The organism is Janthinobacterium sp. LS2A (genome assembly GCF_036543145.1).
Classification (GTDB): domain Bacteria; phylum Pseudomonadota; class Gammaproteobacteria; order Burkholderiales; family Burkholderiaceae_D; genus Janthinobacterium; species Janthinobacterium aestuarii.
The window spans coordinates 73,600-100,598 of sequence record NZ_JAZHPB010000008.1 but is presented as its reverse complement, the minus strand read 5'-3'; the positions used below and the strand labels follow the sequence as shown (position 1 = coordinate 100,598).

General features: G+C 63.1%; 25 protein-coding genes. 4 read left to right on the top strand and 21 right to left on the bottom strand.

Annotation, left to right across the window (positions count from 1 at the left end; all coding sequences use genetic code 11):
* Window positions 1-49: 49 nt before the first annotated feature.
* Entirely contained in the window at window positions 50-913 is an 864-nt protein-coding gene (gene rapZ, locus V3C40_RS21620) for an RNase adapter RapZ (RefSeq protein WP_034753336.1), read from the top strand.
* Here the strand turns inward: rapZ and V3C40_RS21615 are convergent, their stop codons facing one another.
* From V3C40_RS21615 to V3C40_RS21580, 8 genes are all read right to left on the bottom strand, one after another.
* The gene (locus tag V3C40_RS21615; protein WP_331778484.1) at window positions 914-1,999 is read right to left on the bottom strand and encodes an enoyl-CoA hydratase/isomerase family protein; all 1,086 of its coding nucleotides are present in this window, start codon (window positions 1,997-1,999) and stop codon (window positions 914-916) included.
* A 133-nt stretch (window positions 2,000-2,132) separates the two neighbouring features.
* A complete protein-coding gene (gene hpf / locus V3C40_RS21610; RefSeq protein ID WP_034753331.1) occupies window positions 2,133-2,495 on the bottom strand; it encodes a ribosome hibernation-promoting factor, HPF/YfiA family in 363 nt (120 codons plus the stop codon).
* A gap of 69 nt (window positions 2,496-2,564) precedes the next feature.
* Entirely contained in the window at window positions 2,565-4,043 is a 1,479-nt protein-coding gene (locus V3C40_RS21605; protein ID WP_331778483.1) for an RNA polymerase factor sigma-54, read from the bottom strand.
* A 4-nt stretch (window positions 4,044-4,047) separates the two neighbouring features.
* Window positions 4,048-4,803: an LPS export ABC transporter ATP-binding protein gene (gene lptB, locus V3C40_RS21600; RefSeq protein WP_034753325.1), complete on the bottom strand. Its 756-nt coding sequence runs from the start codon at window positions 4,801-4,803 to the stop codon at window positions 4,048-4,050.
* Complete coding sequence (lptA, locus tag V3C40_RS21595; RefSeq protein ID WP_331778482.1) at window positions 4,803-5,384, bottom strand: lipopolysaccharide transport periplasmic protein LptA; 582 nt, start codon at window positions 5,382-5,384, stop codon at window positions 4,803-4,805. Before lptA ends, lptB begins: the two co-directional genes overlap by 1 nt.
* A gap of 25 nt (window positions 5,385-5,409) precedes the next feature.
* On the bottom strand, window positions 5,410-6,021 hold the full coding sequence (gene lptC / locus V3C40_RS21590; protein ID WP_034753320.1) for an LPS export ABC transporter periplasmic protein LptC: 612 nt from the start codon (window positions 6,019-6,021) through the stop codon (window positions 5,410-5,412).
* A gap of 42 nt (window positions 6,022-6,063) precedes the next feature.
* Window positions 6,064-6,597 carry a KdsC family phosphatase gene (locus tag V3C40_RS21585; RefSeq protein WP_331778481.1) on the bottom strand — a complete coding sequence of 178 codons (534 nt, stop codon included), beginning with the start codon at window positions 6,595-6,597 and terminating at the stop codon, window positions 6,064-6,066.
* The gene (locus V3C40_RS21580) at window positions 6,597-7,631 is read right to left on the bottom strand and encodes a KpsF/GutQ family sugar-phosphate isomerase (protein WP_034753654.1); all 1,035 of its coding nucleotides are present in this window, start codon (window positions 7,629-7,631) and stop codon (window positions 6,597-6,599) included. Before V3C40_RS21580 ends, V3C40_RS21585 begins: the two co-directional genes overlap by 1 nt.
* A gap of 84 nt (window positions 7,632-7,715) precedes the next feature.
* On the opposite strand from V3C40_RS21580, the gene V3C40_RS21575 reads away from it, so the two are divergent.
* Window positions 7,716-9,695: a monovalent cation:proton antiporter family protein gene (locus V3C40_RS21575; RefSeq protein WP_072457683.1), complete on the top strand. Its 1,980-nt coding sequence runs from the start codon at window positions 7,716-7,718 to the stop codon at window positions 9,693-9,695.
* Here V3C40_RS21575 and V3C40_RS21570 read toward each other — a convergent pair whose 3' ends face one another.
* The 3 genes from V3C40_RS21570 to V3C40_RS21560 all read right to left on the bottom strand — a co-directional run bounded on the left by V3C40_RS21570 (window position 9,696) and on the right by V3C40_RS21560 (window position 12,956).
* Complete coding sequence (locus V3C40_RS21570) at window positions 9,696-10,853, bottom strand: GGDEF domain-containing protein (protein WP_331778480.1); 1,158 nt, start codon at window positions 10,851-10,853, stop codon at window positions 9,696-9,698. It abuts the gene before it with no gap.
* Window positions 10,854-10,887: 34 nt separating this feature from the next.
* Window positions 10,888-11,739, bottom strand: coding sequence for an MOSC domain-containing protein (locus V3C40_RS21565; RefSeq protein WP_331778479.1), 852 nt, complete (start codon window positions 11,737-11,739; stop codon window positions 10,888-10,890).
* A 122-nt stretch (window positions 11,740-11,861) separates the two neighbouring features.
* Window positions 11,862-12,956, bottom strand: a complete 1,095-nt coding sequence (locus V3C40_RS21560; RefSeq protein WP_034753307.1) for a type II asparaginase — start codon at window positions 12,954-12,956, stop codon at window positions 11,862-11,864.
* A gap of 133 nt (window positions 12,957-13,089) precedes the next feature.
* Here V3C40_RS21560 and V3C40_RS21555 point away from each other — a divergent pair, with 133 nt between their 5' ends.
* On the top strand, window positions 13,090-13,482 hold the full coding sequence (locus tag V3C40_RS21555) for a hypothetical protein (protein ID WP_331778478.1): 393 nt from the start codon (window positions 13,090-13,092) through the stop codon (window positions 13,480-13,482).
* A complete protein-coding gene (locus tag V3C40_RS21550; RefSeq protein ID WP_331778477.1) occupies window positions 13,479-14,315 on the top strand; it encodes a MipA/OmpV family protein in 837 nt (278 codons plus the stop codon). Before V3C40_RS21555 ends, V3C40_RS21550 begins: the two co-directional genes overlap by 4 nt.
* Before the next feature lie 12 nt (window positions 14,316-14,327).
* Here the strand turns inward: V3C40_RS21550 and V3C40_RS21545 are convergent, their stop codons facing one another.
* The 10 genes from V3C40_RS21545 to ychF form a co-directional block, all read right to left on the bottom strand.
* A complete protein-coding gene (locus V3C40_RS21545; RefSeq protein WP_331778476.1) occupies window positions 14,328-16,781 on the bottom strand; it encodes a TonB-dependent receptor in 2,454 nt (817 codons plus the stop codon).
* Between the two features lie 99 nt (window positions 16,782-16,880).
* Window positions 16,881-17,864 carry a siderophore ABC transporter substrate-binding protein gene (locus tag V3C40_RS21540; protein ID WP_331778475.1) on the bottom strand — a complete coding sequence of 328 codons (984 nt, stop codon included), beginning with the start codon at window positions 17,862-17,864 and terminating at the stop codon, window positions 16,881-16,883.
* Window position 17,865: 1 nt separating this feature from the next.
* Complete coding sequence (locus tag V3C40_RS21535) at window positions 17,866-18,636, bottom strand: iron ABC transporter ATP-binding protein (protein ID WP_331778474.1); 771 nt, start codon at window positions 18,634-18,636, stop codon at window positions 17,866-17,868.
* Window positions 18,633-19,583 carry an iron chelate uptake ABC transporter family permease subunit gene (locus V3C40_RS21530; RefSeq protein ID WP_331778473.1) on the bottom strand — a complete coding sequence of 317 codons (951 nt, stop codon included), beginning with the start codon at window positions 19,581-19,583 and terminating at the stop codon, window positions 18,633-18,635. Before V3C40_RS21530 ends, V3C40_RS21535 begins: the two co-directional genes overlap by 4 nt.
* Window positions 19,580-20,536, bottom strand: coding sequence for an ABC transporter permease (locus tag V3C40_RS21525; RefSeq protein ID WP_072457665.1), 957 nt, complete (start codon window positions 20,534-20,536; stop codon window positions 19,580-19,582). The genes V3C40_RS21530 and V3C40_RS21525 overlap by 4 nt, the downstream gene beginning before the upstream one ends.
* Complete coding sequence (locus V3C40_RS21520) at window positions 20,533-22,299, bottom strand: ABC transporter ATP-binding protein (RefSeq protein WP_331778472.1); 1,767 nt, start codon at window positions 22,297-22,299, stop codon at window positions 20,533-20,535. Before V3C40_RS21520 ends, V3C40_RS21525 begins: the two co-directional genes overlap by 4 nt.
* Window positions 22,293-24,059, bottom strand: a complete 1,767-nt coding sequence (locus V3C40_RS21515) for an ABC transporter ATP-binding protein (RefSeq protein WP_331778471.1) — start codon at window positions 24,057-24,059, stop codon at window positions 22,293-22,295. Before V3C40_RS21515 ends, V3C40_RS21520 begins: the two co-directional genes overlap by 7 nt.
* A 103-nt stretch (window positions 24,060-24,162) precedes the next feature.
* Window positions 24,163-25,131: a FecR domain-containing protein gene (locus V3C40_RS21510; protein WP_331778470.1), complete on the bottom strand. Its 969-nt coding sequence runs from the start codon at window positions 25,129-25,131 to the stop codon at window positions 24,163-24,165.
* Between the two features lie 3 nt (window positions 25,132-25,134).
* The gene (locus tag V3C40_RS21505; RefSeq protein WP_219330182.1) at window positions 25,135-25,653 is read right to left on the bottom strand and encodes a sigma-70 family RNA polymerase sigma factor; all 519 of its coding nucleotides are present in this window, start codon (window positions 25,651-25,653) and stop codon (window positions 25,135-25,137) included.
* Window positions 25,654-25,849: 196 nt separating this feature from the next.
* Window positions 25,850-26,941: a redox-regulated ATPase YchF gene (ychF, locus tag V3C40_RS21500; RefSeq protein WP_034753282.1), complete on the bottom strand. Its 1,092-nt coding sequence runs from the start codon at window positions 26,939-26,941 to the stop codon at window positions 25,850-25,852.
* Window positions 26,942-26,999: the final 58 nt, after the last annotated feature.

Below are 26,999 nucleotides of genomic sequence, written 5' to 3'. Positions count from 1 at the left end.
AGATAATTGCCTTGGAGCAGAGTGCCGATCTTTATTGTATGATCGGGCTATGCATATCGTCCTTATCACCGGAATATCCGGCTCCGGTAAATCCGTCGCGCTCAATGTGCTGGAAGATACCGGCTACTATTGTGTCGACAACCTGCCACCGGCCTTGCTGCCCAGCCTGGTGCAAACCCTGCTCGACGAAGGTACACCGCAACTGGCCGTCGCCGTCGATGCGCGCAGCGCCGAGTCGCTCGTCAGCCTGCCGCACAATGTGGCGCTGCTGCGCGACCAGGGACACGACGTCAAGGTCATGTTCCTGACGGCCACCACGCATTCGCTGGTGGCGCGCTTCTCGGAAACGCGGCGCAGCCATCCGCTGTCGCACGAATTGCGTCCGAACCAGAATCCGGCCAGCCGCCGCACCCTGATCGAGTGCATCTCGGAAGAGCGCGAACGCCTGTCGGCCATCGAACAGCTGGGCCACGTGATCGACACGTCCGAACTGAGCGCCAACAAATTGCGTGCCTGGATCAAGGATATGATCGCTTCCGAACGCGCACCGCTGACCCTGTTCTTCGAATCGTTCGCCTTCAAGCTGGGCGTGCCGCTGGACGCCGATTTCGTCTTCGACGTACGGGCCTTGCCTAACCCGTATTACGACCTGGCGCTGCGCCCGCTCGATGGCCGCGACGCGCCCGTGATCGCCTTCCTCGACGCACAGCCGAGCGCGCTGGAACTGCTGGCCGACATCCGCGCCTTCATCGAGAAATGGCTGCCGTCATTCAAGTCCGACAACCGCAGCTACCTGACAGTGGCCCTCGGTTGCACGGGTGGCCAGCACCGCTCCGTGTACATGGCGGAACGACTGGCGCAATACTTCGGCCCCAACGAGCGCGTGGTCTTGCGCCACCGCGAACGTAGCTAGTTAATTCAGGTGGCGCAGCGGATGCGCTGACGCCGGCCAGACCGGTGCGAAGAAACGCGCCACCATGGCAGCATCGACCTCGTACAGGCTTGATGGGTTCCAGCGCGGCGCATTGTCCTTGTCGACCACCAGCGCACGCACGCCTTCGAGCACTTCGCCATGCTCGAAATTGTGGCGCACCACCGTGCGCTCCAGACGCAGACAATCGGCCACGCCCAAGTGAGCCCCGCGCTGCAGCAATTCCAGAGTTACCGACATCATCAAAGGCGAGCGCAGGCGCATGGCCGCCAGCGCCTTGCTGGCGAACGCGCTGTCGTCCTGCGCCAGCGAGGCCATGATGGCCGCCACGGAACCCGCGCCGAAGTGACGGTCCAGCGCCACGCGCGCCGCCGCCAGCGAGGAGATACCCGCCTCGGCCTGGAACGGCGCCGCCAGCGCCTTGATGGCCACCGGCAAGGCCTCGCCCGGCGTCGATTCGAACAGGGCCAGCAGCGCCCCCATCTGCGCCTCGGGCAGGTAGACATCGGCCAGGTCCGTGTACAGGGCGTCGGCCGCGTTGATCGTCAAGCCCGTCAAGCCCAGGTACAGGCCCAGCTGGCCGGCCAGCCGGGACAGGAAATAACTGCCACCCACATCGGGGAACAAGCCAATATTAACTTCCGGCATGGCCATGCGTGTGCGGCCCGTGACGATGCGCAAGCGGTTGCCGGGTCCGGCTTGCGCCACGCCCATGCCGCCGCCCATCACCACGCCATCCATCACGGCGATATACGGTTTCGGATAGAAATGAATCACATGATTTAACGCGTATTCTTCCGTAAAGAAATCTTCCAGCAAGGCGCTGCCGCCTTGCGGCGTGGCCAGGCCCGCATCGTAGAAGAAACGGATGTCGCCGCCGGCGCACAGTGCTTTCTCGCTGCTCGAGCGGATCACGACGGCGTCCACCTGCGGATCGTCGCGCCAGGCCAGCAGGACAGCGCTCAGGGCGCGCACCATCTCCAGCGACAGGGAATTCAAGGCTTTCGCACGGTCGAGCACGATATGGCCCGTGCGGTTGCGGATGGAGGTCTGGACGAAGTCGTTCATGGCAGGCGTGAAAGAAGTGAAAGTACAAACATTCTAGCGCCTGCGCGGGGAACATTGCGTTCAAAAGGTCCAGGCGCAAAAAAGGGCGCAATGTGCGCCCTTAGTTGATCACAACTGCTGGAAGCGGGTGGCCTTAAACGGCGACGACGGCGTCTTCCTCGGAGTTGTCTGGCAGATGCTTGATCGCCTCTTTACCGTGCCCTTGCACTTTGGTTTTGTATTTCATCACTTGCCTATCGAGCTTGTCGATCAGGGCATCGATCGCGGCATACAGGTCTTGTGCCAGGCTTTCCACATAGACGGTTTTGCCACTTAAACGCAGGTTGACTTCGGCCTTTTGACGTTTTTCTTTCTCTTTGAGGTTATCCACGGTCAGAATCACGGCGATATCGATAACTTGATCGAAATGACGTTTCACGCGTTCCAGCTTCGTTTGTACGTATTCACGGATGGCTGGTGTCACTTCGAGATGATGTCCGCTGATGGTGAGATTCATACACACTCCTAAAGATGATCGGGTTCGTGCGGTCCATCCTATCCGGCCCGCAGAGGAACCGAAAAAAACTTACAAACACTTACGCAGGCTCACTGGCGGAATTTTCAACGCTTCCCGGTATTTGGCAACAGTACGTCGCGCAATCACCATGCCTTGTTCCCCCAGCATGTCCGCAATCTTACTGTCGGATAAAGGATTTTTAGGGTCTTCTGCTCCTGTCAGTTGCACGATCAATGCCCGTATCGCCGTCGATGACGCTTCGCCCCCCGCTTCGGTGGCGACGTGGCTACCAAAGAAATATTTCAACTCGAACATGCCGTGCGGGGTCAGCATGTACTTTTGAGTTGTTACCCGCGAGATAGTACTCTCGTGTAAACCCAGTGTATCAGCTATTTCACGGAGCACAAGGGGGCGCATGGCAACGGCCCCATGCGAGAAAAAGTTCTTTTGTCTTTCTACTATCGCCTGTGCCACGCGCAAAATCGTGTCGAAACGCTGGCGCATATTCTTGATCAGCCACTTGGCTTCCTGCAACTGTGCGCCCATGGCGCCCTCGCCCTTGCCCTGCTTGAGCAAGTTGGCATACATGGCGTTGATGCGCAGGCGCGGCATGACGTCGTTGTTCAGGGTCACTTGCCAGCCATTGCGCGCGCGCTTGACGACGACGTCGGGCACCACATAATCGGACACGTCCGAGGCGAACACGGCGCCCGGATGCGGATTGCACTGGCGAATCACCGTCTGCGCTTCGCGCAAGTCTTCATCGTCGCAATCAAGGGCTTTTTTCAGCTTGTTGAAATCGCGCTGGGCAAACCAGGCCAGGTGCTTTTCCACGATGACGAGGGCCATGCGCCGCGTCACCATGGCGATGTGCGGCAAGCGCTTGATCTGCAGCGCCAGGCATTCGGACGCATTGCGCGCGCCCACGCCGGGCGGATCGAAACTTTGCAGCAGCGACAAGGCCGTGCGCATCTCGTCGGCGTCGATTTCCAGCTCTTCCGGCAGGCGCGCCAGGATGTCGTCGAGCGACTCTTCCAGGTAGCCATTGTCGTCGAGCGCGTCGATGATCAGCTCGACCAGCGCACGGTCGCGCAACTCAAGCACCGTCACGCGCATCTGCTCCATCAGGTGTTCGCGCAGGGTGCAGTGATGGGCCTCGAGTTGCGGGCGGGAATCTTCGTCGTCGGGCGCCTTGCCCCGGCTCGCCTCGCTCCAGTCGCTGTCGCCGCCATCCGCGGCGGCCGGGCCCTCACCCGCCTCGCCGTCAAAGGTTTCCGCTTCGGCCGGCGCGGCAGGCGCCTCCTGGCCTGGCGGCTGGGGCGGCGCTTCGGCCGGCGCGGCCGTGGAACTCAAGGCCCCGTCGGACAGCAGGCGCAGCGAACGGTCGAGCGGATCGTCGAGGCGCTCGAGCAGGGGATTGTCCGTCAACAGTTGCTCGAGTTCCTGGTGCAATTCCAGGGTCGACAATTGCAACAGGCGTATCGATTGCTGCAACTGCGGCGTCAGTGCCAGGTGCTGCGAAGTGCGCAGCTGCAATGATTGTTTCATTGGCTTACATGCGGAAGTGTTCGCCCAGATAGACCCGGCGTACCGACTCGTTCGCGATGATGTCGTCGGGGCGTCCCGACGCCAGTACCGAGCCCTGGTTGATGATGTAGGCACGGTCGCAAATACCCAGCGTCTCGCGCACATTATGATCGGTGATCAGCACGCCGATATTGCGCTCCTTCAAGAAGCGCACGATGCGCTGGATCTCGATCACGGCGATCGGATCGACGCCGGCGAACGGCTCGTCGAGCAGCACGAAACGGGGATCGGTGGCCAGCGCGCGGGCGATTTCCACGCGGCGGCGCTCGCCGCCCGACAGGGACAAGGCCTGGTTCTCGCGCAACTTTTCAATCTGCAAATCGGCCAGCAGTTTATCCAGGCGCTCCTCGATCTCGGCCTTCTTCAAAGGACGGCCTTCGACGGTCTGGATTTCCAGCACGGCGCGGATATTGTCTTCCACCGTCAGCTTGCGGAAGACGGACGCTTCCTGCGGCAGATAGGACAAGCCCATCTGCGCGCGGCGGTGGATCGGCAGGCTGGAAATGTCCACGCCGCTGATGTCGATGCTGCCGCCGTCCGACGGCACCAGGCCGACGATCATGTAGAACGAGGTGGTCTTGCCGGCGCCGTTCGGGCCCAGCAAACCCACCACTTCGCCGCATTCGACTTGCAGCGAGACATCATGCACGACTTGCCGCTTGCCATAGGTTTTTTGCAGACCGCGAACGATCAGGGTGCTGCCGCAACGAGTATTGTCCATTATTTCTTTCCTGGCACAGGCGTGGCCGGCGCTTTCTCCGCTTCCGGCGCCTTGGTCTTCGGCTGGATCACCATGCGCACGCTGCCGCCATCGGAAGTGCTGGTGCCGCTGTCGGAATTTTCCATCTTGAATACTTCCTTGCGGCTGTCATACGAGATGAAGGCGCCATTGGCCACGTCGGTTACTTTCGTGCCTTCCAGACGCGTCAGCTTGGCCTTGGAAAACAGTTTCACCACTTCCGTCTTGTTGTCGTATTCCACGCGCTCCGCTTCGCCTTCGACCCACAGGTCGCCCGCGCCATCGCGCTTCTGGCGGAACGTGGCCAGCTTGCCGGGATCGGCCCAGAAGGTGATGAACTGGTAGCCTTGCGGGTCTTCCGTGATCAATGCCCGGCCCGCCTTCATGGTCAGGGTGCCCTTGACCAGCACGACGTCGCCCGTCAGGGTACGCACCTGCTTGACGTCATCGACGTGGCCGCTGCGTGCCGTGATGACGGCTTCCTTCTCGGAATCGGCTTTCTCGGCATGCGCCACGCCCATGATGGCCAGCGAAAATACGGTCAACAGCAAGATGTTCTTCATAGTATGGTTTCCTTGTTTCATTCTGTCATTTTGCCGCCGCGGCAGGGCGCGGTTTCGGCGGGAGGACCATGCGCAGCGCATTCTGCACTTCCACCACGCCCGTGGCGTTATTGGCTTTCATGCCGATGCCATTGAGGCGCGAAGTCCCCGTCAGGATATCGACAGGCACGTCCGTTTCCATTCTTTCCTCGTCCGGAAACACCGTCAGCGCTTCCGTCCTGACCGTCAGGTTCTGCGCCTTCGGACTGGCCGCGCGGTCGATCACGACCTTGCGGTGCAGTTGCAGCCGGGTATTGTCCTGGTCGATATGCGCCAGTTCCGCATTCATGTTCAACGGCGGCATGCCGGGCGTGAGCTTGCGCACGAAGGGCTGGTCGATATCGGACGAATCGTCGGCCGGATAATGCGTGAGCTTGGTGCCCGACACGATATAGCTGGGCTTACCCGTCAAATCCATGCGCACCAGGCTGAAATTGGTGATGAAATAATCGGGCTCATCCAGATGCTTGCTGGCCTTGATGTCCTGGCTGTTCTTGTTCATCACTTCGAGCAGCCAAAAGCTGGCCAGCGCGACAACAACCGCACCCAGCAAGGTAAAAATCGTGCGCCAGCGATGGGCGCCTCCTGGCTTACGCATAGGATTTCACTCTTTCCAATATCACTGGCGGCAAGGTGCGCCTCACTCCAGGAACGGCGCCATGACGCGCGCATAGTTGTCCTGCGCGCGCAGCAGGAATTCGCAGATCTCGCGCACCGCGCCGCGGCCGCCGCCGGCCTGCGTCACATGGTGCGCCAGGTCCAGCGCTTCCGGACGCCCGCCCGGCACACTGACGGCGAAACCGACGCGTTTCAGGATGGGCGCATCGATGACGTCGTCGCCGATATAGCCGCATTGCTCTTCCGTCAAGCCCGTCAGCGCCAGCAGTTCGCGAAACGGCGTCAGCTTGTCGTGGCCGCCCTGGTGCACATGGGTAATGCCCAGGTCTTGCGCGCGGCGTGCCGTAATGGCCGAGCGGCGCGCGCTGATAATGGCCGTCTGCACGCCCGATTCCTGCAACAGCTTGATGCCCAGGCCATCATACACATTAAACGTTTTCATCATCTCGCCATCGGGGCCGAAATGCAGGCTGCCGTCGGTGAGCACGCCATCGACGTCAAAGATCATCAGTTTGACCTTGGCCGCACGTGCCAGGTTGTCCGCTACGCTGTCCATCAGATCACCTTCGCTTGCGTCAGGTCATGGATATGCAGCGCGCCCACCAGCTTGCCGTCGGCATCGACGACCAGCATCTGGTTGATGCGGAACTGCTCCATCACGGCCACGGCATCGACGGCCAGGCGTTCGGGCGCGATGCTGCGCGGCTGCGCATGCATGACGTCGCGGATCGCCACTTGCGTGAAATCCTGCACGCGCTCGAACATGCGGCGCAAGTCGCCATCCGTAAACACGCCCACGGGGCGGTTGTCCGCGTCGACGACGGCCGTCATGCCCATGCCCTTCTTCGTCATTTCTTCCAGCGCCTGCAGCAGGGATGCCTCTACCGGCACTTTCGGCACCCTTTCGCCGCTGCGCATGACGTCATGCACATGCGTGAGCAGGCGGCGACCCAGGGCGCCGCCAGGGTGCGAGCGGGCGAAATCTTCTTCCTTGAAGCCGCGCAAGTCGAGCAAGGCCACGGCGATCGCGTCGCCCAGGGCCAGGGTGACGGTGGTGCTGGCCGTCGGCGCCAGGTTCAGTGGGCAGGCTTCTTTCTCAACAGAAATATCCAGGTGCACATCGGCCAGCTGGGCCAGGCTGGAATTCGGTTTGCCCGTCATGGAAATCAGTACGCCGCCCATGCGCTTGACGACAGGCATGATGGCCATCAGTTCGGACGACTCGCCCGAGTACGATATGGCAATAAAAGCATCGTCCGAGGTGACCATGCCCAGGTCGCCATGGGCCGCTTCGGCCGGATGCACGAACAGGGCCGGCGTGCCGGTGGAAGCGAGGGTGGCGGCAATCTTGCGCGCGATATGGCCGGACTTGCCGATGCCGGAGACGACGACTCTTCCTTTGCATTGCAGCAACAGCGCCACGGCGCGGCCCACGCTGTCGTCCGTGGCCAGGCGCGCGTGCAGCGCAACGATGGCGTCGGACTCGATCTGCAAGGTGGTGCGGGCCAGCGCGACAGCGCGCTCGGTCGTCGCTTGCATGTCAATTCGATCAAAAGCTTTCAGCATTGTTTTTTCATGGGTTACACTCATGCCCAAAGTATAAACGAATTAGGAAAGCAAAAAACTTGCCAGTCACAACAAACAACGATTTCCATTGACCGTACCGGGCAACCCATGTTTTCCTCGCTTGAACTGACCCTGATGTTACTCGGCAGCGCCGTGCTGGGCGTGGTCGCTTTCAGAATGTTGCATTTGCCGCCCATGCTGGGCTACCTGGCCGTTGGCATCGTCATTGGCCCCCATGCGCTGGGCCTGGCGGCCGAAAACGAGGCCAGCCATACGCTGGCCGAGTTCGGCGTCGTCTTCCTGATGTTTTCCATCGGGCTCGAGTTTTCTCTGCCCAAGTTCCTCGCCATGCGGCGCATCGTCTTCGGCCTCGGCATGGCGCAGGTGGTCACCACCATCATCGCCACCGTCGTCTTCGGCTGGTTCGTCGGGCGCTACCTGTCCGCCTACATCCACCTGAGCTGGCAAGCCGCGTTCGCCCTGGGCGGCGCGCTGGCCATGTCGTCGACAGCCATCGTCTCGAAAATGCTCACGGAGCGGCTCGAGCTCGAAAGCGAACACGGCCGCAAGATCATCGGCATTTTACTGTTCCAGGATCTGGCCGTCGTGCCGCTGCTGATCCTGATCCCCGCCCTCACGCGCGATTCGGACAACCTGGCCGAAACCCTGGCCTGGGCCGGCGGCAAGGCCCTGGTCGTACTGATCTTGCTGCTGTTCATCGGCCAGAAGATGGTGCGCGGCTGGCTGACCATCGTTGCCAAGCGCCGCTCGCAAGAATTGTTCATGCTCAACCTGCTCTTGATTACCCTGGGCGCGGCGTGGATCACGGAACGGGCCGGGCTGTCGCTGGCCCTGGGCGCATTTGTTGCCGGCATGCTCATTTCCGAGACGGAATTCAAGCACCAGGTGGAAGAGGATATCAAGCCCTTCCGCGACGTGCTGCTGGGCCTGTTCTTCATCACGGTCGGCATGCTGCTCAATATCCGCGTGGTGCTCGATAACTGGTGGCTGGTGCTGCTCTTGCTGTGCGGCCCCGTGCTGCTGAAATTCGCGCTGATCGCGGGCCTGGCCCGGCTGTTCGGGTCCAGCAACGGCGTGGCCTTGCGCACGGGACTGGGACTGGCGCAGGCGGGCGAGTTCGGCTTCGTGCTGCTGAACCTCGCTGGCGGCATCAAGCTGATGGACCCGTTCGTCGTGCAGGTGGTGCTGGCCTCGATGGTGCTGTCGATGCTGGTGGCGCCCTTCCTCATCGCCAAGTCGGACGCCATCGTCATGAAACTGGCGGCCAACGACTGGATGATGCAGTCGCTGGCGCTGACCAGGATCGCCACCCGCACCATGGCGTCACAAAAACACGTGCTGATCGCCGGCTTCGGGCGCAGCGGGCAAAGCCTGGCCATCCTGCTGGCGGAAGAAAAAATCGAATACCACGCGCTGGACCTGGACCCGGAACGGGTGCAGGAAGCGCAGCTGGCCGGCGCCAACGTCTCGTATGGCGATGCGGGCCGGCGCGAAAGCCTGGTGGCGGCCGGCATCTACCGGGCCAGCGCCGTCGTGATCACGTATGCCAACACGCCCTCGGCACTGAAGTTATTGCATCTGCTGAACGAAATGGCGCCGACTCTGCCCGTCATCGTGCGCAGCCACGACGATACCGACCTCGACCAGTTGAAGAAGGCGGGCGCGGCCGAAGTGGTGCCGGAATTGATGGAAGGCAGCCTGATGCTCGCTTCACATGCCTTGATCATGATGGGCGTGCCCCTGCGCCGCGTGGTGCACCGGGTGCAGGCGGCGCGCGAGGAACGCTATGCCTCGCTGCGCGGCTATTTCCACGGTTCCAGCGACGCGGGCGACGATGCCGAGCTGGAACGCCTGCATACGGTCACCGTCAGCGAGGACGCGCATTGCGTGGGACTGCCCTTGAGTGCGGTCGACGTGGCCGGCTGCGGCGCGTTTGTGACGGCCATCCGCCGCGGCCGCGGCCGCCTGGAAGTTACCCCCGAGACGCAGCTGGCCAGCGGCGATGTGGTGGTGCTGCGCGGCACGGCCGACGCCGTGGCCAAAGCCGAGACCTTGCTGTTGAAATAATCAGTCGCGCTGCGCTTTCCAGCTGACGACCTTGTTACGTCCATCGGCCTTGGCCTGGTACAGGGCCTGGTCCGCGTGCGCCACCAGTTGCTGCGCCACCGTTTCAATCGGCAGCAGCGCCGCGTCCGCTTCCAGGCTGGCCACGCCGATCGACACGCTGACCCACGCCTGCGCGCTGCCCGGCAAGTCGAACATGGTGCCGGCGATACTGGCGCGGATACGTTCGGCCACGAAGGTCGCGCTGTCGAGGTCGGCATCGATCAGCAGCACAACGAACTCCTCGCCGCCGAAGCGGCCCAGCGCATCGGAGCGGCGCAATTCCGTGCGGATGCGCGTAGCCACTTCGCGCAGTACTTCATCGCCGCCCTGGTGGCCATGCGTGTCATTGACCAGTTTAAAATGGTCGATGTCGATATACATGCATGAGATGCAATAATTCTGGCGCCGCGCGCGGGCGATTTCTTCCAGCAGGCGGCGATCGATATAGCGCCGGTTGTAGACGCCCGTCAGGGAATCGGTCAAGCCGATGTATTTGAGCATTTCATTGCTGATCACGTTTTCCAGGCAAATGGCGATGATGGACGCCATATGCTTGACGAAATCCGTGCCCAACGCGGGCGTAAAGCGCGTCACATCGCTGCTGGCCAGGTTCAGGCTGCCAATCAGGCGCTTGTTGCGCAGCAAGGGCACCAGCGCCACACTGCGCAGCGCGTCGATCTGCGGAAAACGGGGGCCATGCACGGCAGAGTCGAAGACACCAAGCAGCGGCGATGGCGGCAAGGCCGCTTCGCCCTCGGCCACGGGCTTTGGTGCGGCAAAGCCCAGCTCCGCCACGGCATGTACGAACAGCAACTGCGGGAAGGCGCTGAAATCGACACCGAGCTTTTCCATCACCAGCACGATATCGTCATCCTCGTCGAGCAGGCTCAGAGTGACGCCGTCGAGGTCGGAAATCACGGGCAAGGTGCGGAAAATGGTGCCAATCAATTCAGGAAACGTGGACGCGCTGACGATTTCCAGGTCGAACGCCTGGTGGCGGCACATGATGTCATGGTTGCGCTCGGCCTGTTCCAGCAGGAAAGCCATACGCGCACGCAAGGCCTGGTTTTCGGCTTCGAGGCTGGCAATGCGCGGGTCCGGCGGTATTGCTTGATTCATAGAAACCTTAAACCCTTGTGTGCGGGCGCCATGCTTAAAATGCCAGTTCGAAACCGATGTCCTGCCCCACCACGATACGCTCATCGCCGCCTTCGGTGACGATGGCGTTCATGCCGAAGCAGATGGCGCCGTCGAGCTCGGGCTTGGCGCGATAGCCATGCATGACGTCGAGCGGGTCCGGTCCGGGCACGCCCGTGGCCTGGTCCACCGACGGAATCGGGCAGCGCGAACACGGCTTGACGGGTTTTAGCACGGTCGCGCCGAATTGCAGGAAGTCGGCGTAGTCTTCCTCGAAGGCGCCGATATCGCCGATGACGAGGTTGGGGCGGAAGCGGTTCATCGGCAGCGCTTCGCGGCCGGCGGCGCGCAGCTTGTCATTCACGTCGGCTAGCGAGGCATTGCCCGCGATCAGCACCGGATAACCATCGGCAAACATGGTCTCGGCGGCAATGCCGTCCGTCCATTTGGTGCTGGTGGCGCGCACCACGTCCGGGTGAAAGCGCGCCAGGCGGCACGGCACGCCGATGGCGTTGGAAAACCAGGTGGCCGTGACGTCGTCGCAATCGTAGGCGCGCACGCAATCGTCCCACACTTGCACGTCGAGCATGGGCGAGTGTTGCGGATGCGGCAAGCCCAGCTCGATTTCCAGGCGCAACATACCCGGCGCGCGCAATTCCAGGGTGGTGGCCTTGATCGATGGCACGATCAGCGCCATGCGCGGATGTTCGCGCTGGGTCAGGAAGCGGCCCTGCTCATCGACCACCATCCATTCGCGGTCGAACACGTGCTCGCTCATCAGCCCTGAACGCGTCAGGACCGCCTCGCGCAAATGGATGCCGGCGCACGATTTGATGGGATACAGAATGATGTCGGACAGGATGGCCATGAACCGGAGACAGTGTTGCAGCTTCTGTCAGGAAATTATTCAGAAGCGAAGTATGGCAGCAAAGCGGGCAAGCGTAAATCAGCCACACTGAGCCAATAAGGCTGAGTGTGGCGTAGCAGTGATTAATACGTGTAGAAAATACGCTGGATTTCTTGCGTGCTGTTCGTTTTGGTCAGGGCCAGCATCAGCAGAATGCGGGCTTTTTGCGGGTTCAGGGTGTCGGAGACGACACTGTCGAGTTCATCGTCATTGGCTTCGCCATTGCGCGCCACGATGCCTTGGCCGACTCTGCTCGAACGCACGATCAGCACGCCCTTCTGGCGCGCTTCCACCAGGGCCGGCTTCATTTGTGCGGCCACGCTGCCATCGCCCACGCCAGCGTGGATGATGCCCTTGGCGCCAGCGGCGATGAAGGCGTCCATGCCGACACGGTTCATGTTGGCGTAGCCGTAGACGATGTCCACTTGCGGCAAGGCATCGAGCTTGCTGATGTCAAATTCCGATTCCAGCGTGTGCTTGCGCGTCGACTGGCGGTAGAAGAAAGGTTTGCTGCCCTGGATGTAGCCAAGCATGCCCAGTTCCGGCGACTTGAAGGTATCGGTCGTCGAGGTGTTGGTTTTGCTCACTTCGCGCGCGGCGTTGATCTGGTCGTTCAAGGCCACCAGCACGCCCTTGCCCACGGCTTCCTTGCTACCGGCCAGCAACACAGCGTTGTACAGGTTGATGGGGCCGTCAGCCGAGATGGCCGTCGACGGACGCATGGCGCCCACGACCACGACCGGCTTGTGGCTTTTCACGGTCAGGTTCAGGAAATACGCGGTTTCCTCGATGGTGTCGGTGCCGTGCGTGACGACCACGCCATCGACGTCGTTCGAGGCCAGCAGCACGTTGATGCGCTTGGCCAGGGTCAGCCAGTGGCTGTTGCCCATGCTTTCACTGGCGATCTGGAATACTTGCTCGCCTTTTACGTTTGCCACTTTCTTCAGTTCCGGCACGGCCGCGATCAGGCGTTCGACGCCCACGGTGGCCGAGGTGTAGCCGACGGTGGTGGTGCTGTCGGCGCCGCTGCCGGCGATGGTGCCGCCCGTTGCCAGGATCACCACGTTCGGCAATTTGACGGCCGCCTGCTGCGCACGCGCAGGCGAGGCCGCGACAAAGCCCATCAGCAAGGTAGCCAGCATCAGCTGTGCACAAGAATGAAATTTACGTGAAAACATGGTGCTCCTGTTCGGTGATGTGTCAAAGATAACAAAGTCGAGTGCAAATTATATGTCATCAGTGCTACAAAAAAGCCCAGATTCACGCGTTCAGCGCAAACGTGCGCCCCTTCCCATGCGCTACAGTGGCGCCATGTCCACACTCCTGTCCTTCCGCACTTGCCTCGTCCTGCCGTTCGTCCTGATGGCCCTGGGCGCCTGCGCCACGCAAATCGAACTGCGCACGGCGGCGCAGCAGGAGCAGTTCGCGCGGGAAGCGGCCAGCCAGGGCGACTGGGCGCAAGCCATGCGCAACTACGCGGACGCCGCCAACAATGCCGAACTGGGCCATGGCGATTTCGCTTGGCAGGCGCGGCTGCACCACGAAGCCGGGCGCGCCGCCAGCGCCGCCTGCCGCGACGAGGCGGCCGCCTTTCATTTCCGCCGCGCCATCGCGCTGGCAAAGAAAAGCGGTCAATCGAGCGCCCTCAGCGACAAGGCGCTGGAATCGCTACAGGCCGGCAAACCTTGCGGATTTCCTCGATGAACACCGCCCGCACCTTGCTGGCCGCCTGTGCCTTCTCCGCCGCCATGGCGCCGGCGCAAGCCGCCGAAGCACCGCTGCCCTTATGGGAAGCGGGGGTATTTGGCGGCACGGCCGTCACGCCCGCCTATCCCGGCGCCAGCGAACGCTCGACGCGCAGCCTGGCCCTGCCCTATCTGATTTATCGCGGGAAAGTGTTGCGCGCCGACCGTTCGGGCGTGGGCGCGCGCCTGCTCGATACGGACCGCCTCGACTTCGATATCGGTTTTGCCCTGTCCTTGCCGGCCCGCTCCAGCGACGTGCCGGCCCGGCGCGGCATGCCCGACCTGGGCACCCTGGTGGAATTTGGCCCGCGCCTGAAAATCAAGCTGGCCGAACCGACGCAGCACAGCCGCCTGGGCCTGGAACTGCCCTTGCGCGCCGTCATCGAAGCGCGCGGCGGCCTGCGCCGCCAGGGCGCCACGTTCGAGCCGCGTTTCGTGTATGGACTGCAAGGCGGGCAGCAGGCATGGCATGTGGACGCCAGCCTGGGCGCCGTGCTGGGCAATGCCGCCATCAATGATTATTTTTATGGCGTCAGCCCCGCGTTTGTCACCGCTCAGCGGCCAGCGTATGCGGCAAAAAGCGGGCTGATGCTCACGCGGCTGGGCCTGGGCGGTTCGTACCGGCTGCACCGGGACTGGCGCGCCTTTGCTTTTTTACGCTATGACAACTACTCAGGCGCCGCCAACCGCGCCAGCCCCCTGCTGCGCCAGAACAGCGGCACCTCGGCCGGCATCGGCCTGATGTGGACGTGGCGGCGCTCGGACAGCCTGGCGCGGGGCGCGGACGAATAGCAACAAGACGGCTTAAAACTCCGTCGTGGCCGACAGCATGACCGTGCGCGGCGCGCCCAGGCCCAGACTGGTCCATTGCGGCAGCGCCCAGTATGCCTTGTTGCCGACGTTCGTCACGCTGGCGCGTACGGTCAACGGCCGGCCCGCCGCCTTCGTCGCATAGCGGGCGCCCAGATCAAACACGGTACGGCCCGGCACGGACATCAAATTGTCGGCATTGATGTATTGCTTCGATGCCGCCGTCGCATTCGCCGTCAGGGTCACGCCGGGGATGGCGGGTGTATCCCATTCGACACCGAGCTTGGCTTGCAGTTTGGGCACGCCCGTTGCCTGCTTGCCCTGGTTGGCGCCGCCCGGCGTCTTGCTCAAGACCGGGTCGACATACGCCACGCCCCCCATCAGGCGCACGTCGCGCAGAGGCGAACCGAAGAAGCCCCAGTCGATGCCGCGGTTGCGCTGCTCACCGCCAAAGGAAAAGATATTGCTGACGGGGTCGACATAGCTGCTGGGCCGCTTGATTTCATACACGCTGACCGTATGCGCGAACTCGCCCAGGTCGACCTTGAAGCCAAGCTCCGCCTGCTTCGACTTGTACGGTGCAAAGACCTCGCCCGAGTTGGCCGCCGTCAACGGCGCCGTGGCGCCCTGGCTCAAGCCTTCGATGTAATTGCCATACAGGGAAATCGTCTTGCTCGCCTTGACCAGCAGGGCGACGGCCGGCGTGGTGGCGCCTTCGTCATAGCGCGAGGTGCGCGCGCCCGTCTTGATGTTGAAGTTATCGCTGAGCACTTCCTGGCGGCGCAAGCCCACCGTCAGCTGCACCTTGTCTTGCGCAAAAGAAAGCGTGTCGACCAGGCCGATACTGGCCAGGCGGAGTTCCGCCTTGGAAATTTGCGGCGCCTCGAAGCGCGTCGCCGGACCCCAGACTGGGTTATAGATATTCGTGATCCAGTCTTTTGCCAGGGTATTTCTGCGCCCGTACTGCTTGTCCGTGTGGTGATAATACGTGGCGTTGACGGCCCATTGATGGCCGATATCGCCCGTGCGCAGCTTGCCTCGCAAACCCGCTTCCGCCGACTGCTTTTCCACATCAAAACCCAGGTCGGCAAGATTGGTGCGGTAGTCGCCAGCCGTGTCGAACACCTGGATCAGGTACGCGCCCGTCGACTGGTAGTCGGCCCGGCTGGCGCCCACGGCGGCATACGCCATCACTTGCTCGTTCAAGTCCAGCTCGCCGCGCAGCATGGCGCCCTTGTCCTTGGTATCGTAGAACGCCCAGCTGGGATTCAACAAGGTTTCCGCTTTCGGCGGGTGCGGCACGGGCAAGCCGGGGGCCAGGTTGACGCCCCGGTTCAAGCCATCGGCGCGGTCCTCGCTGTGGTACAGGTCGGCGGACAGGCGCGCACCGTTGCCACGCCAGTCCAGGCCCACGGAGACGAGCTTGGTCTTCTTTTTCTGATGGTCGATGGCGCCCTCGCCATCGCGGTAGACGCCGTTGACGCGGATGCCGAACTGTTTATGCTCGCCGAACCGCTGCCCCAGGTCCACATGGCCGCCCCATTGCGCGTCCGACATATACGATGCCGTCACGCGCGCCAGCGGCGTATCGCCCGCGCGCTTGGGCACGAGGTTGATGCTGCCGCCTACCGAGCCGCCCGGTGGCATGCCATTGAGCAATGCTGACGGTCCCTTCAGCACCTCGATGCGCTCGAACATTTCAGGCGAAGTGCGGTAGTAGGGCGAGATGCCGTACAGGCCGCCAAACGCGACGTCGCCAATATTCGAGCTGAAGCCCCGTATCGAATAATTCTCGCCGATGATGCCCGTCATGCCGCTGCTGAAGACGGTGGGGTCGGTGGCGGAAATCACATCGGTGATGTCGCGCGCCTGCCGGTCTTCGATGAATTTATCCGTATAGCTGATGGTGTTGAACGGGGTTTCCATGAAATCCTTGTCGCCCAAAAATCCCACGCGGCCGCCGGACGCTACTTGCCCACCGGCATAGGCATCTGTCACCGTGTTGCCCTTGCCCCACACCGTCACGGCCGGCATGGTCGCGGCGGCCTCGGCGGCGGCGCTGTGCGCCGCTTCGCGGCGTACCGTATAGCTGCCATTGCCCTCGCGCACGGCTTGCAAGCCGTGGCCGCGCAGCAATTCGTAAAAACCCTCGGGCACGCTGTAGCTGCCGGACAGGCCTGCGCTGTTCTTGCCTTGCAGCAGGCTGGCCTCGACCGTCAATTCCACGCCCGCCTCGGCGGCGAAAGTGTTGAGCGCCGAGCCCAGCGCACCGGCCGGCACGCTGAACGCTTGCCTGGCCTGGCCCGTCCCCGCTTGTGCGTAGGCTGACGGGGCCGCCACGCCCAGCGCCCCCACGGTCAAGCCCGTGATGATCGCCAGTTGCACGGCGTTGGCGATGCGGCTCAGATTCAAGGCGGGAAGGTGGCGCGTTGCCATGCGGTGTGTCATACAGTAAATCCTTTCAGATGGGATGATTGCTTGTTCTCACCCTATCTCCCGAACGAAAAGGCAAAACCCTCAATCTCAATACGAATCATTACGAAAATATCATTGATAACCGCTGAGCACGTCGTCGATCACCCGCTTCAGCGACGTCACGCTGGCCGCCGTGATGTACCAGGCATCCGCATCGACGAAGACGACACGGCCGTTCTTCCAGGCCTTGGTCTGGCGCAGCAGCGGATTGGCCATCTGTTCGGCCGTCATGACGGGACGGTGTTCCATCACGGCCGTACGGTCGACAACATAGATGATGTCGGGGTTGGCTTGCTGGATGAATTCGCTGGAAATGGGCTGGCCATGCAAGCCCGCTTCGATGGCCGAACTGGCGGGTTTCACGCCCAGCGCCTCAAAGATAAAACCGTAGCGCGACTGCACGCCAAATGAGCTGAAGGCACCATTGTTATGCAGCACGATCAGCGCTTTCTCGGGACGGTCCTGGGTCATTTTGCGCGCGTCCGCCACCTTGGCGTCGAGTTCGGCGGCTTTCAGGTTGGCGACGTCTTCCTTGCCAAAGATACGCCCCAGCGTCAGCAAGTGCTGCTTGACCACCTCGATATGCTTGCTCTCGCTGTTCTGGTAGTCCACGTCGAAATGCAAGGTGGGCGCGATCTGGCTCAGTTCCTTGTAATGGTTGGCCTGGATCGACGTCATCAGCACCAGATCGGGCTGGAGCGCGTGGATATGCTCGAGATTGGGTTGCACGATGGCGCCCAGGTCGCGGATATTCGCGTCGTCCTTGTAGCGCGTGAGGAAATGCGGCACGTAATCCTTCACCATGCCGGCCACGGGCACGCCCAGCTGGTCGAGGAAATCGACTTCGTTCATGTCGAGCACGGCCACGCGCTGCGGACGATGTTGGATCACCGTCGTGCCCAGCTTGTGCACGATGGTGACGGGAGTAAATGCCTGCTCCGACGCGGAAGCGGCAGGCGCCGGCGGCGCCGTGGCCACCTTGTCGGTGCAGCCTTGCAGGGCGGCCATGGCGGCGAGCAGCACGGCCAGCGCGCAGCGGGATTTGTTCCAGATCATCTCAAGCTCCTGTGGGTGTAAAGTAATTGCAGACGCAGCCGCGCTCATTGCGCACGATGTGAAAATCGATGCCGTACAGTGACCGCAAGCGTGCCTCGGTGACGACCTCGTCGGCAGGACCGGAAAAGCGCACGGCGCCCCCCTGCATGGCAACGATGTGGTCGGAATAATTGGCGGCGAAATTGATGTCGTGGATCACCAGGATCACGGTGCGGCCCTGCTCGTCGCACAGGCGGCGCAACGCGCGCATGATCTGCACGGCGTGTTGCATGTCGAGATTGTTGAGCGGCTCGTCGAGCAGCAAAATATCGGTCTGCTGGGCGATCGTCATGGCCAGGAAGGCCATCTGGCGCTGGCCGCCGCTCAGCTCATCGACGTAGGCCAGACGCAGATTGTCCAGCGACAAAAAGGCGATGGCCGCGTCGATCGCTTGCCGATCCTGCCGCGTCAAGTTACCCCGGCTGTAGGGAAAGCGGCCGAAGGCGACCAGCTCTTCCACCGTCAGGCGCAAATGAAAATCGGGTGACTGGCGCAGGGTGGCCACCAGTCTCGCATAGTCCTGGATCTTGATGGCCGCGATGCTGCGCCCGTCTATCGCAATCTCGCCGCCATTCGCTTGCTGCAAGCGCGCGATGAGCATCAGCAAGGTGGTCTTGCCGGCGCCATTCGGGCCGATCAAGGACGTCACTTTTCCCTTGGGAAACTGCACGCTGACGTTGTCCAGCACACGCCTGGCGCCGTAGCTTTTTTCGATATGGTTGATGTGGATCATGCGGTGCCCCGGGTGCGGACCATGAGCGCGAGGAAATACGCGCCACATACAAGGTTGACGAGGATGCCAACCGTGGTCCGGTAGTTGAAAACGTGCTCGACCAGCAGCTGGGCGGCCAGGAAGATGACGATGGCAATGGCGCAGCCCAGCGGCAAGGTGGCGCGGTGACGCCCCGTGCGGGCCAGGGCATACGTTGTGTTCGCCACAAAGATGCCCATGAACGCCGTGGGGCCCAGCAGACTGGTTGACACGGCCACCAGCACGGCGATCAGCGCCAGCTGCAGCCGCACCATGCGCCGGTAATCGATGCCGAGCGAGATCGCCTGTTCGCGCCCCAGCGCCAGCACGTCGAGCGCCGGCAAAGTTTTCACGACAGCCACGCAGGCGGCGCCCGCCAGCAGGGCCGAGTACAGCAATTGTGCAGGCTGCGCCTTGTTGAACGATGCCTGGCTGAAGCCTTGCAAGATGGCAAATTCACCGGGGCTGATGCGCAGCTGGATGAACTGGGTCAACGTGCCGATCACCATCGTCAGCACAAAACCCAGCAGCAGCAGAAAATACACGTTGTTCTTGCCATCACGAAACAGCCAATAGTGGATGGCCCAGGAATACGCGAGCATCAGCGCAATCGACACGACAAAATTGCCGTTCTGTCCCAGCAGCACCACACTGTGCATGCCCATCGCGAGGATCAGCAGCGATTGCAGCAGCAGGTACACGGCTTCATAACCCATGACGGCCGGTGTCAGTATCCGGTTGCCGGCGATGGTCTGGAACACAATCGACGACACGGCCACGCAGACGCCGCCGATGGCGATGGCGGCCAGCCGCGACAGGCGCTTGGGGATGACGTAATCGAAGTCGAGATTGGCGCCGAGGAAGAGGAAAGCGAGCGCCAAAGCAAACACGGCAAGCCACAGCATCCGTTGATTCAAGAACCGCTTCATCGCCGCCCCCGGATGATCAGGATGAGGAACAGCAGGCCGCCCACGCCACCGGCCGTCAGGCCGATTGGCACCTCGAATGGATAGATCAGCAATCGCCCGGCGATGTCGCAGGCCAGCAGCAGCGACGCGCCGCACAGCGCGACGATGGGCAGGGTACGCTCCAGCTTGTCGCCGTAGCGCAAGGCTACCAAGTTGGGGATGGCCAGTCCGACAAACGGGATCGCCCCCACCGTGATCACCGTGGCCGCCACCGTGACGGCCACCAGCATCAGGCCCAGCACCACCGTGCCCGCATAATTCAGGCCCAGGCTGGTCGCCATGCCCTCGCCCATGCCCAGCACGGTAAAACGCTGCGCGTACACATACGTGAGGGCAACGATGGGCAGGATCAGATAAATGATTTCATAGTTGCCCTGCACGATGCGCGAAAAATCGCCGAGCAGCCAGCCCTGCATGCTTTGCAGGATGTTGTTGCGGTAGGCATAAAACTCGGCCACGGCGCTGAGCACGCCGCCATACACGAGGCCGATCACGGGCACCAGAATGGTGTTCTTGAAGCGGATGCGGCGGATCAGGGCCACGTACAGTACGCTGGCGGCAAGGCAGAAGGCCAGCGCGAACGCCATCTTGCCGGCCGTGCCCGCCGCAGGTGCCACGGTCAGCGCAACGAGGATGCCCAGCTTGGCCGCATCGAGGCCGCCCGACGTGGCCGGCTCGACGAATTTGTTGCGCACGATGTGCTGCAGGATGACGCCGCACACGGACAGGCCCACGCCCGTCAGCACCAGCGCCGCCAGGCGCGGCAGCCGGCTGGCCGTCAGGGTCAGCCACGTATCGTCGGACAGCGCGCCGGACGATGACAACAGTTGTGCCCACTCCATCTGCCTGGCGCCGACCAGCAAGGAGGCGCAGCACAGCAGCACGAAAAGGAAAAGCAGACGCGCGTGTGTCAAATGCCGGACTCCGTTCCAGGCTGGCGCGCGGGCGCGGCGATGCGCCAGCCTTTGGCCGCCTGGCGCTGGGCCAGGAAGTGCGCATACAGGCCGCCCTGCGCGCGCAAGATGGCTGGCGTGCCCTGCTCGCCCAAGGTGCCGCCATCGAGCACGACGATCTGGTCGGCCATGGCCACCGTCGACAACTGGTGCGCGATGACGATCAGCGTGCGCTTGCCGCGCAGCCGCGCCAGCGCTTCGGCGATGGCGGCCTGGTTTTCCGCGTCGAGCGCGGCCGTCGCCTCGTCGACCAGCAGAATCGGTGCATCCTTGACCAGCGCGCGCGCGATGGCGATGCGCTGGCGTTCGCCGCCGGACAGGCGCGCGCCGCCCTCGCCCACCGGTGTCGCAAGTCCCTGCGGCAGGCGGGCGATGATCTCGGCCACGCCCGCCTGGCGCGCCGCTTCCAGCACCTCGGCATCGCTGGCGTCCGGCTTGCCGATGCGGATGTTGTCGCCGATGCTGCCCTGGAACAGATAGCTGTCCTGGAAGATCTGGCTGATCTGGCCGGCCAATTGCTCGCTGGACATGTTGCGCACATCGACGCCGCCCACCAGCACCGTGCCTGCACTGGCGTCAAAGAAGCGCGCGATCAGGCGCACCAGGGTCGTCTTGCCTGAACCGGAAGCGCCGATCAGTGCCGTCATGCTGCCCGGTGCAATCTGCAGGTTGATGTCCGTCAAGACGTCGGGCTGGTCCGGCGCATAGCGGAAGTGCACGCCACGCAATTCGACCGAAGCATCGCGCGGCGCTTGCGGCTTGTGTGCTTCCGGCAAGGGCTGTACGGCGAAAATATCGCGCGCAGCGTCCAGCGGGCCGCGCGCACCGCGCAGCACTTCGCCATAGCTGGCCACTTCCTGCAGCGGGTCGACAAAGCGCACCACCAGCAGCAAGGCCACGATGACGGCGATGGCGTCTGCCACCGCTACCGTACCGAGCAGGCTCGCGGCAACGGCCAGCAAGACGGCGAAGATGGCTTGCACGGTCCAGGCGTTCAGCACCGAGGACAGCGCCGACAGGTATATGAGCCGCGTGCCCGCGTGGCGCTGTGTATCGATGGCTCGCTGCAGGAAACGCGTGCCGCCGTCAGCTGCGCCACCGAATGCGCGCAGCACCGACTGCGCTTGCGCAAACTCCACAAGACGCTGGCTGGTCTGGGCAAAGTGATGGTGGTAGGCATCATCGGCGCGCTGGCCTAGGTGCGCCGTGAGCCGCAAGGCGCCGGCCAGCAGGGGCAGCGCCAGCAGCGCGACCACGCCCAGCTGCCAATGCAGCGCAAACAGCGCGGCCAGCAATACCACGGGCGTGACGGCGCCGCAAATCACGGGCGTGAGCACGTGGGCAGGCAGCTGCGCGACGTTCATCATGCCTTGCGTGATGACGTGGCCCAGCTTCGCCGTATTCTCCGGTGTAAACCAGCCGACGGGCAGGCGCGCCACGTGGTCGCCCAAGCGCTGGCGCGCCCCTTGCAAGACCGTCACGCCCACGCGCACGCCCGCTTTCTCCACCTGGCGCCGCCAGGCCCAGCAAGCGACCAGCCCGGCCAGCAGCACGATCAGCCACAGGGCCGCGCCGCCCGTATCGCCGGCCAGCAGCCGGCCCAGAGCCAATACCAGCGCCGTGATCGTCAGCCCGCTCAGCACGCCATATGCGAGCGCCATGGCGCAATAGCGGCGGAACACGGGCGCATCATCGCCCAGCAGTTGAATAAACGTTTTCAGCATGGGAGCACCGCATCTTCCTGGGAATCCTGATAGCCGCCCAGCGCCCATAGTTGCGCATAGCGGCCCTCGTGGGCGAGCAAGCCGGCATGGCTGCCCTGCTCGGCGATGGCGCCGTTCTCGACGACGACGATGTTGTCGGCATGCATGACCGTGTCGAGCCGGTGCGCGATCACCAGCAGGGTGCGGCCTTGGGCAAAGCGCGACAGCGCATCCTGGATCGCCACTTCGTTTTCCGCGTCGGCCGCGGCCGTCGCTTCATCGAGCACCAGCACGGATGGATCGAGCAGCACAGCGCGGGCGATGCTCACGCGCTGCAGCTCGCCGCCGGACAGCTGCGCATCCTCGCCGATAACGGAATCGTAGCCGCGCGGCAAGGCCAGGATGCGCTCGTGGATGTTCGCCAGGCGCGCCGCCGCTTCGATCTCGTGCGTGCTGGCCGATGGGCGGCCCAACGCAATGTTCTCGCGCACGCTGGCGTGGATCAGCCGCACTTCCTGTAGCACGAAACCGATGCGCCGGTACAGCTCGGGCGTGGCGATGTGCCGCAGGTCGGCGCCGCCCAAGGTGATGCGCCCTTCTGTCGGGTCGAAAAAGCGCAGCAGCAGCCGCGCCAGGGTCGACTTGCCGGAGCCGGAAGCGCCGACGATGGCCGTCACCGTGCCGGGCTGCAAAGTCAGCGTGATGTCCGACAGCACCTTGTTCTGCCCATCGTAGGCATAGCCCACATTTTCCATGCGAATCTCGGTACCAACTGGCAACTTCTGCTGGCCTGGCGCCGGCTGCGCCAGCACGGGCGTATCGAGCAAGGCTTGCACGCGCTGGGCCGCGCCCGTGGCATTGTTGAGGTCATGCGTGAGGTAGTGCAGCAGCAGCATCGGTGCGGAAATGCCGGGCGCCACGAGGGCGAACGGCAGGATATCGATGGGCGCCATCGCCTCCAGCGCCACGAAGACGGTGCCGGCGAGCACCACCACGCCCAGCACGGCGACGGGCGCGATCAGCGCATTGGCATTCGCCATCGAGCCGACCAACGGACGCGTAAACGCGGCGAACGCGTCGGCAAACGCATCGACGGCCGCGCGGTAGCTGCAGTGCGCATGCCCCGTGGCGCCGAAGGCCTTGACCACGGGAATGCCGTTGACGAATTCCACCACGGCATTGTTAATTCGCCCCATGCCGGCGACAAATTGCTCCATATTGCCGCCACTGGCTTTCATGGCGCGGCCGAAGAACAGGAAGAAGCCGGGAAATGGCAGGATGGCGACGAGGGCCAGGCGCCAGTCCATGGCGAACAAGTAAATGACGGAGATGGCGATGGCGCCCACGGCGCGCCCCGTCGTCGTATAGAAGTGCGCGGTGAGGCTGTGCAGGGTATTGATATCGTCCTGCATCGCCTGCTTGACCTCGCCCGAGGCACGGCTGGTGAACCAGCCCAGCGGCACCTGCCCCAGGCGCTGCATGGCCTGCAGGCGCAATTGATGGGTGAGGCGGTTGTCGGCCAGATGCGCGGCCAGCTCGCCCAGCGTGGTCAGGGCCATGCCGGCAAACAGGCAGGCGACGCTGGCGATGATGATCTGCCATATATCGCCCCGCGCCAGCGCGGGGTTCAGGGCGATTTGCGCGATCTGCGCAATGCCGGCCAGCGGCACCAGGGTCAGCATGGAACCCGTACCGGCCAGCACGGCGGCGGCGATCAGGCGCCCGCGGATGGGCTGCAGTATCCGGCTGATCGGACCGGCTTGGCGGCGTGAGCTACTCATGGGAAAAACGGAAAAAAGCGTGCATAAGTTCAATGGATAAGGGTGGCTCTCACCCTATATCCCGAACGAGAATGCAAAACCCTCAATCGGGCCCGCGAAATTGTCAGGCAGCGGCCTGGACGGTCACCCAGTAGCGCGTGCGCGCAACGATTTGCACGGGCAAGGCCAGCGCCAGGTTGTGCAGCGCGCGGTCCGTATCGCGCAAGGAAAACACGCCGTTGACGGTGAGGCTGGCCACGGCCGGGTCGCAGCGCAGCAGGCCGGGACGATAGCGGGCCAGTTCCGCAAGCAGCTCATCGAGGCGCATATTGTCGGCCACCAACACCCCTTTGGTCCAGGCCGCGGCGCTGGCGGACGTGGGTGCGCCAGACTGCACGATGTCGGCCGAGTAGACGGCGCCCTGGCCCGTGTCGATGCGCACGGGACGGCCCGGCGCATGCGCGAGGCGCACCTCGACGGCACCCTCGAAGACGGCCACGCGCGACGTGTATTCGTCTTGGCGTAAAGTAAAACGCGTGCCTAGCGCCTGCACCGTGCCATGGCGGCCCTGCACGCGGAAAGGCCGCTGGGCCGGATCGGGATCGTGCGCCGTCGTGACGAGGATTTCGCCGCTGCGCAGTATCAGCAAGCGCTCGCTGGCGTCGAAGCGCACATCGATGGCGGAAGCGGAAGCGAGCATCACGCGCGTGCCGTCCGGCAAGGTAATCTCGCGGATCTCGCCCGTGGCCGTACCATGCCCTGCCGCGGCCACTTGCCACGCATCCGTGCCGCGCAGCATGTAGGCCATGCCACCCACGGGCAGCAGCACGGCCAGCAGTTTCAGAGCATTGCGGCGGTTCAGGTAGGCGGCTGGCGCCGGTTCGCGCAGCACATGCCGGGCCGCGTCGCGCGGCACGCTGTGCAGCTTGCCCTCGAACGCCTGCAAACGCTGCCAGGCGATGGCGTGGTGCGGATGGGCGGCGCACCAGCGTGCGCAGGCAGCCCGGTCTTCGTCGCTGGCGTCATCGGACCACAGGCGCGCCATCCATTGGGCCGCCTGCTGCACGATGGCCGGTGCAATCACCACATCCATGGTTCAGGCGCCTTGGGTGTGCATGGCCTGGTAGCAGGCCAGCAGGCCGGCGGCGATGTATTTTTCGACGGACGAGACAGACACCTGCAATTCGGTGGCGATGTCGCGGTAGCTCAGGCCATCGAGTTTGCACAGCAACAAGGCCTTGCGTGCCTTGGCGGGCAGCTGGTGCAGCACCGCATCGATTTCCGTCAGCGCCTCGATCACCAGCGCGCGCTCTTCCTCGGACGGCGCCAGCGCTTCGGGCACCAGGGCCAGCACTTCCAGATAGGCGGCCTCGATCTGGCGGCGGCGGTACAGGTCGATGACCATGCCGTTGGCGATCTGCGTCAGATGGCGGCGCGACTCCCCGGCCGGCGGCACCCTGCCCGTCTTCATCAGGTGCAGGTACACGTCATGCGCCAGGTCGGCCGCATCGAAGGCATTGCCGAGTTTACGGCGCAGCAAGCCACGCAGCCAGTGATGGTGGTCGGTGTACAGACTGCTGACTTGCTGCTGAAGCGCTAACTCGGCGGTGCTCACGATACCCTTCCTGTCGCCAACGGCCGGCAAGAACAGGCGCATCGTATTATAAATGAGAATTATTCTCATTATATAGTGAAAAACAGGACAGCCGCAACCATATCACGCGCCCGCTGGGCCATCCGGGCAATAAAAAACCCTGCAAATCAATGACTTGCAGGGTTCGTAGTGGCTCCGTACGGGAGCGGGTCGGGAATTAGACGTTGAACAGGAAGTTCAGCACGTCGCCATCCTTGACCACGTATTCCTTGCCCTCGGCGCGCATCTTGCCCGCCTCCTTGGCGCCCGCTTCGCCCTTGTAGGCGATGAAGTCGTCATAGGCGATGGTTTGGGCGCGGATGAAGCCGCGTTCGAAGTCGGTGTGGATCACGCCGGCCGCTTGCGGTGCCGTGGCGCCCACAGGGACGGTCCACGCGCGCACTTCCTTCACGCCTGCCGTGAAGTAGGTTTGCAGGCCCAGCAGCTTGTAGCCGGCGCGGATTAGACGGTCCAGGCCTGGCTCTTCCATGCCCATGTCGGCCAGGAAAGCGCCCTTGTCGGCATCGTCCAGGTCGGCGATTTCCGCTTCCAGCGCGGCGCAGATGGCGACGATAGGGGCGTTTTGCGATTGCGCATACGCCGTCAACTGGTCCAGCAGCGGGTTGTCCGTGAAGCCCGAATCGGACACGTTGGCCACGAACATGGCGGGCTTGGCCGTGATCAGGCACAGCGGCTTGATCAGTTCCATTTCGTCCGCGTCCAGGCCCATGGCGCGCACGGGCTTGGCGTCGTTCAGGTAAGGCATCATGCGTTCCATGATGGCCAGCAGCTTGGCCGCGTCCTTGTCGCCGGAACGGGCTTTCTTGTTTTCGCGGTGGATGGCTTTTTCCACGGTGCCCATGTCGGCCAGCGCCAGTTCGGTCTGGATGACTTCGATATCGTCGAGCGGGTTGATCTTGCCGGCCACGTGGATGACGTTGTCATCTTCGAAGCAGCGCACGACGTTGACGATGGCGTCCGTTTCGCGGATGTGCGACAGGAACTGGTTGCCCAGGCCCTCGCCCTTCGATGCACCGGCCACCAGGCCGGCGATGTCGACGAATTCCACGATGGCGTTGACCATGCGTTCCGGCTTGACGATGGCGGCCAGCGCATCCATGCGCGGATCCGGCACTTCGACGACGCCGACGTTCGGCTCGATGGTGCAGAACGGATAGTTTTCAGCCGGGATGCCGGCTTTCGTCAGTGCATTGAACAGGGTGGACTTGCCGACGTTCGGCAAGCCGACGATACCGCATTGGAGACTCATGGAAAACCTTTAATTAATCAATTTTGCCGGCAAGCGGCTGGTGCAAAAACGGCCTGTA

Coding starts and splice junctions, on each gene's coding strand:
- lptB (WP_034753325.1), bottom strand. CDS start 4,803: ATGGACAATACTCGTTGCGGCAGCACCCTGATCGTTCGCGGTCTGCAA.
- ychF (WP_034753282.1), bottom strand. CDS start 26,941: ATGAGTCTCCAATGCGGTATCGTCGGCTTGCCGAACGTCGGCAAGTCC.
- V3C40_RS21570 (WP_331778480.1), bottom strand. CDS start 10,853: ATGAATCAAGCAATACCGCCGGACCCGCGCATTGCCAGCCTCGAAGCC.
- V3C40_RS21535 (WP_331778474.1), bottom strand. CDS start 18,636: ATGATCCACATCAACCATATCGAAAAAAGCTACGGCGCCAGGCGTGTG.
- V3C40_RS21550 (WP_331778477.1), top strand. CDS start 13,479: ATGAACACCGCCCGCACCTTGCTGGCCGCCTGTGCCTTCTCCGCCGCC.
- V3C40_RS21580 (WP_034753654.1), bottom strand. CDS start 7,631: ATGAGTGTAACCCATGAAAAAACAATGCTGAAAGCTTTTGATCGAATT.
- lptA (WP_331778482.1), bottom strand. CDS start 5,384: ATGAAGAACATCTTGCTGTTGACCGTATTTTCGCTGGCCATCATGGGC.
- V3C40_RS21515 (WP_331778471.1), bottom strand. CDS start 24,059: ATGAGTAGCTCACGCCGCCAAGCCGGTCCGATCAGCCGGATACTGCAG.
- V3C40_RS21615 (WP_331778484.1), bottom strand. CDS start 1,999: ATGAACGACTTCGTCCAGACCTCCATCCGCAACCGCACGGGCCATATC.
- V3C40_RS21540 (WP_331778475.1), bottom strand. CDS start 17,864: ATGATCTGGAACAAATCCCGCTGCGCGCTGGCCGTGCTGCTCGCCGCC.
- V3C40_RS21520 (WP_331778472.1), bottom strand. CDS start 22,299: ATGCTGAAAACGTTTATTCAACTGCTGGGCGATGATGCGCCCGTGTTC.
- V3C40_RS21575 (WP_072457683.1), top strand. CDS start 7,716: ATGTTTTCCTCGCTTGAACTGACCCTGATGTTACTCGGCAGCGCCGTG.
- V3C40_RS21565 (WP_331778479.1), bottom strand. CDS start 11,739: ATGGCCATCCTGTCCGACATCATTCTGTATCCCATCAAATCGTGCGCC.
- V3C40_RS21545 (WP_331778476.1), bottom strand. CDS start 16,781: ATGACACACCGCATGGCAACGCGCCACCTTCCCGCCTTGAATCTGAGC.
- V3C40_RS21585 (WP_331778481.1), bottom strand. CDS start 6,597: ATGGACAGCGTAGCGGACAACCTGGCACGTGCGGCCAAGGTCAAACTG.
- hpf (WP_034753331.1), bottom strand. CDS start 2,495: ATGAATCTCACCATCAGCGGACATCATCTCGAAGTGACACCAGCCATC.
- V3C40_RS21530 (WP_331778473.1), bottom strand. CDS start 19,583: ATGAAGCGGTTCTTGAATCAACGGATGCTGTGGCTTGCCGTGTTTGCT.
- rapZ (WP_034753336.1), top strand. CDS start 50: ATGCATATCGTCCTTATCACCGGAATATCCGGCTCCGGTAAATCCGTC.
- V3C40_RS21560 (WP_034753307.1), bottom strand. CDS start 12,956: ATGTTTTCACGTAAATTTCATTCTTGTGCACAGCTGATGCTGGCTACC.
- V3C40_RS21510 (WP_331778470.1), bottom strand. CDS start 25,131: ATGGATGTGGTGATTGCACCGGCCATCGTGCAGCAGGCGGCCCAATGG.
- V3C40_RS21555 (WP_331778478.1), top strand. CDS start 13,090: ATGTCCACACTCCTGTCCTTCCGCACTTGCCTCGTCCTGCCGTTCGTC.
- lptC (WP_034753320.1), bottom strand. CDS start 6,021: ATGCGTAAGCCAGGAGGCGCCCATCGCTGGCGCACGATTTTTACCTTG.
- V3C40_RS21605 (WP_331778483.1), bottom strand. CDS start 4,043: ATGAAACAATCATTGCAGCTGCGCACTTCGCAGCACCTGGCACTGACG.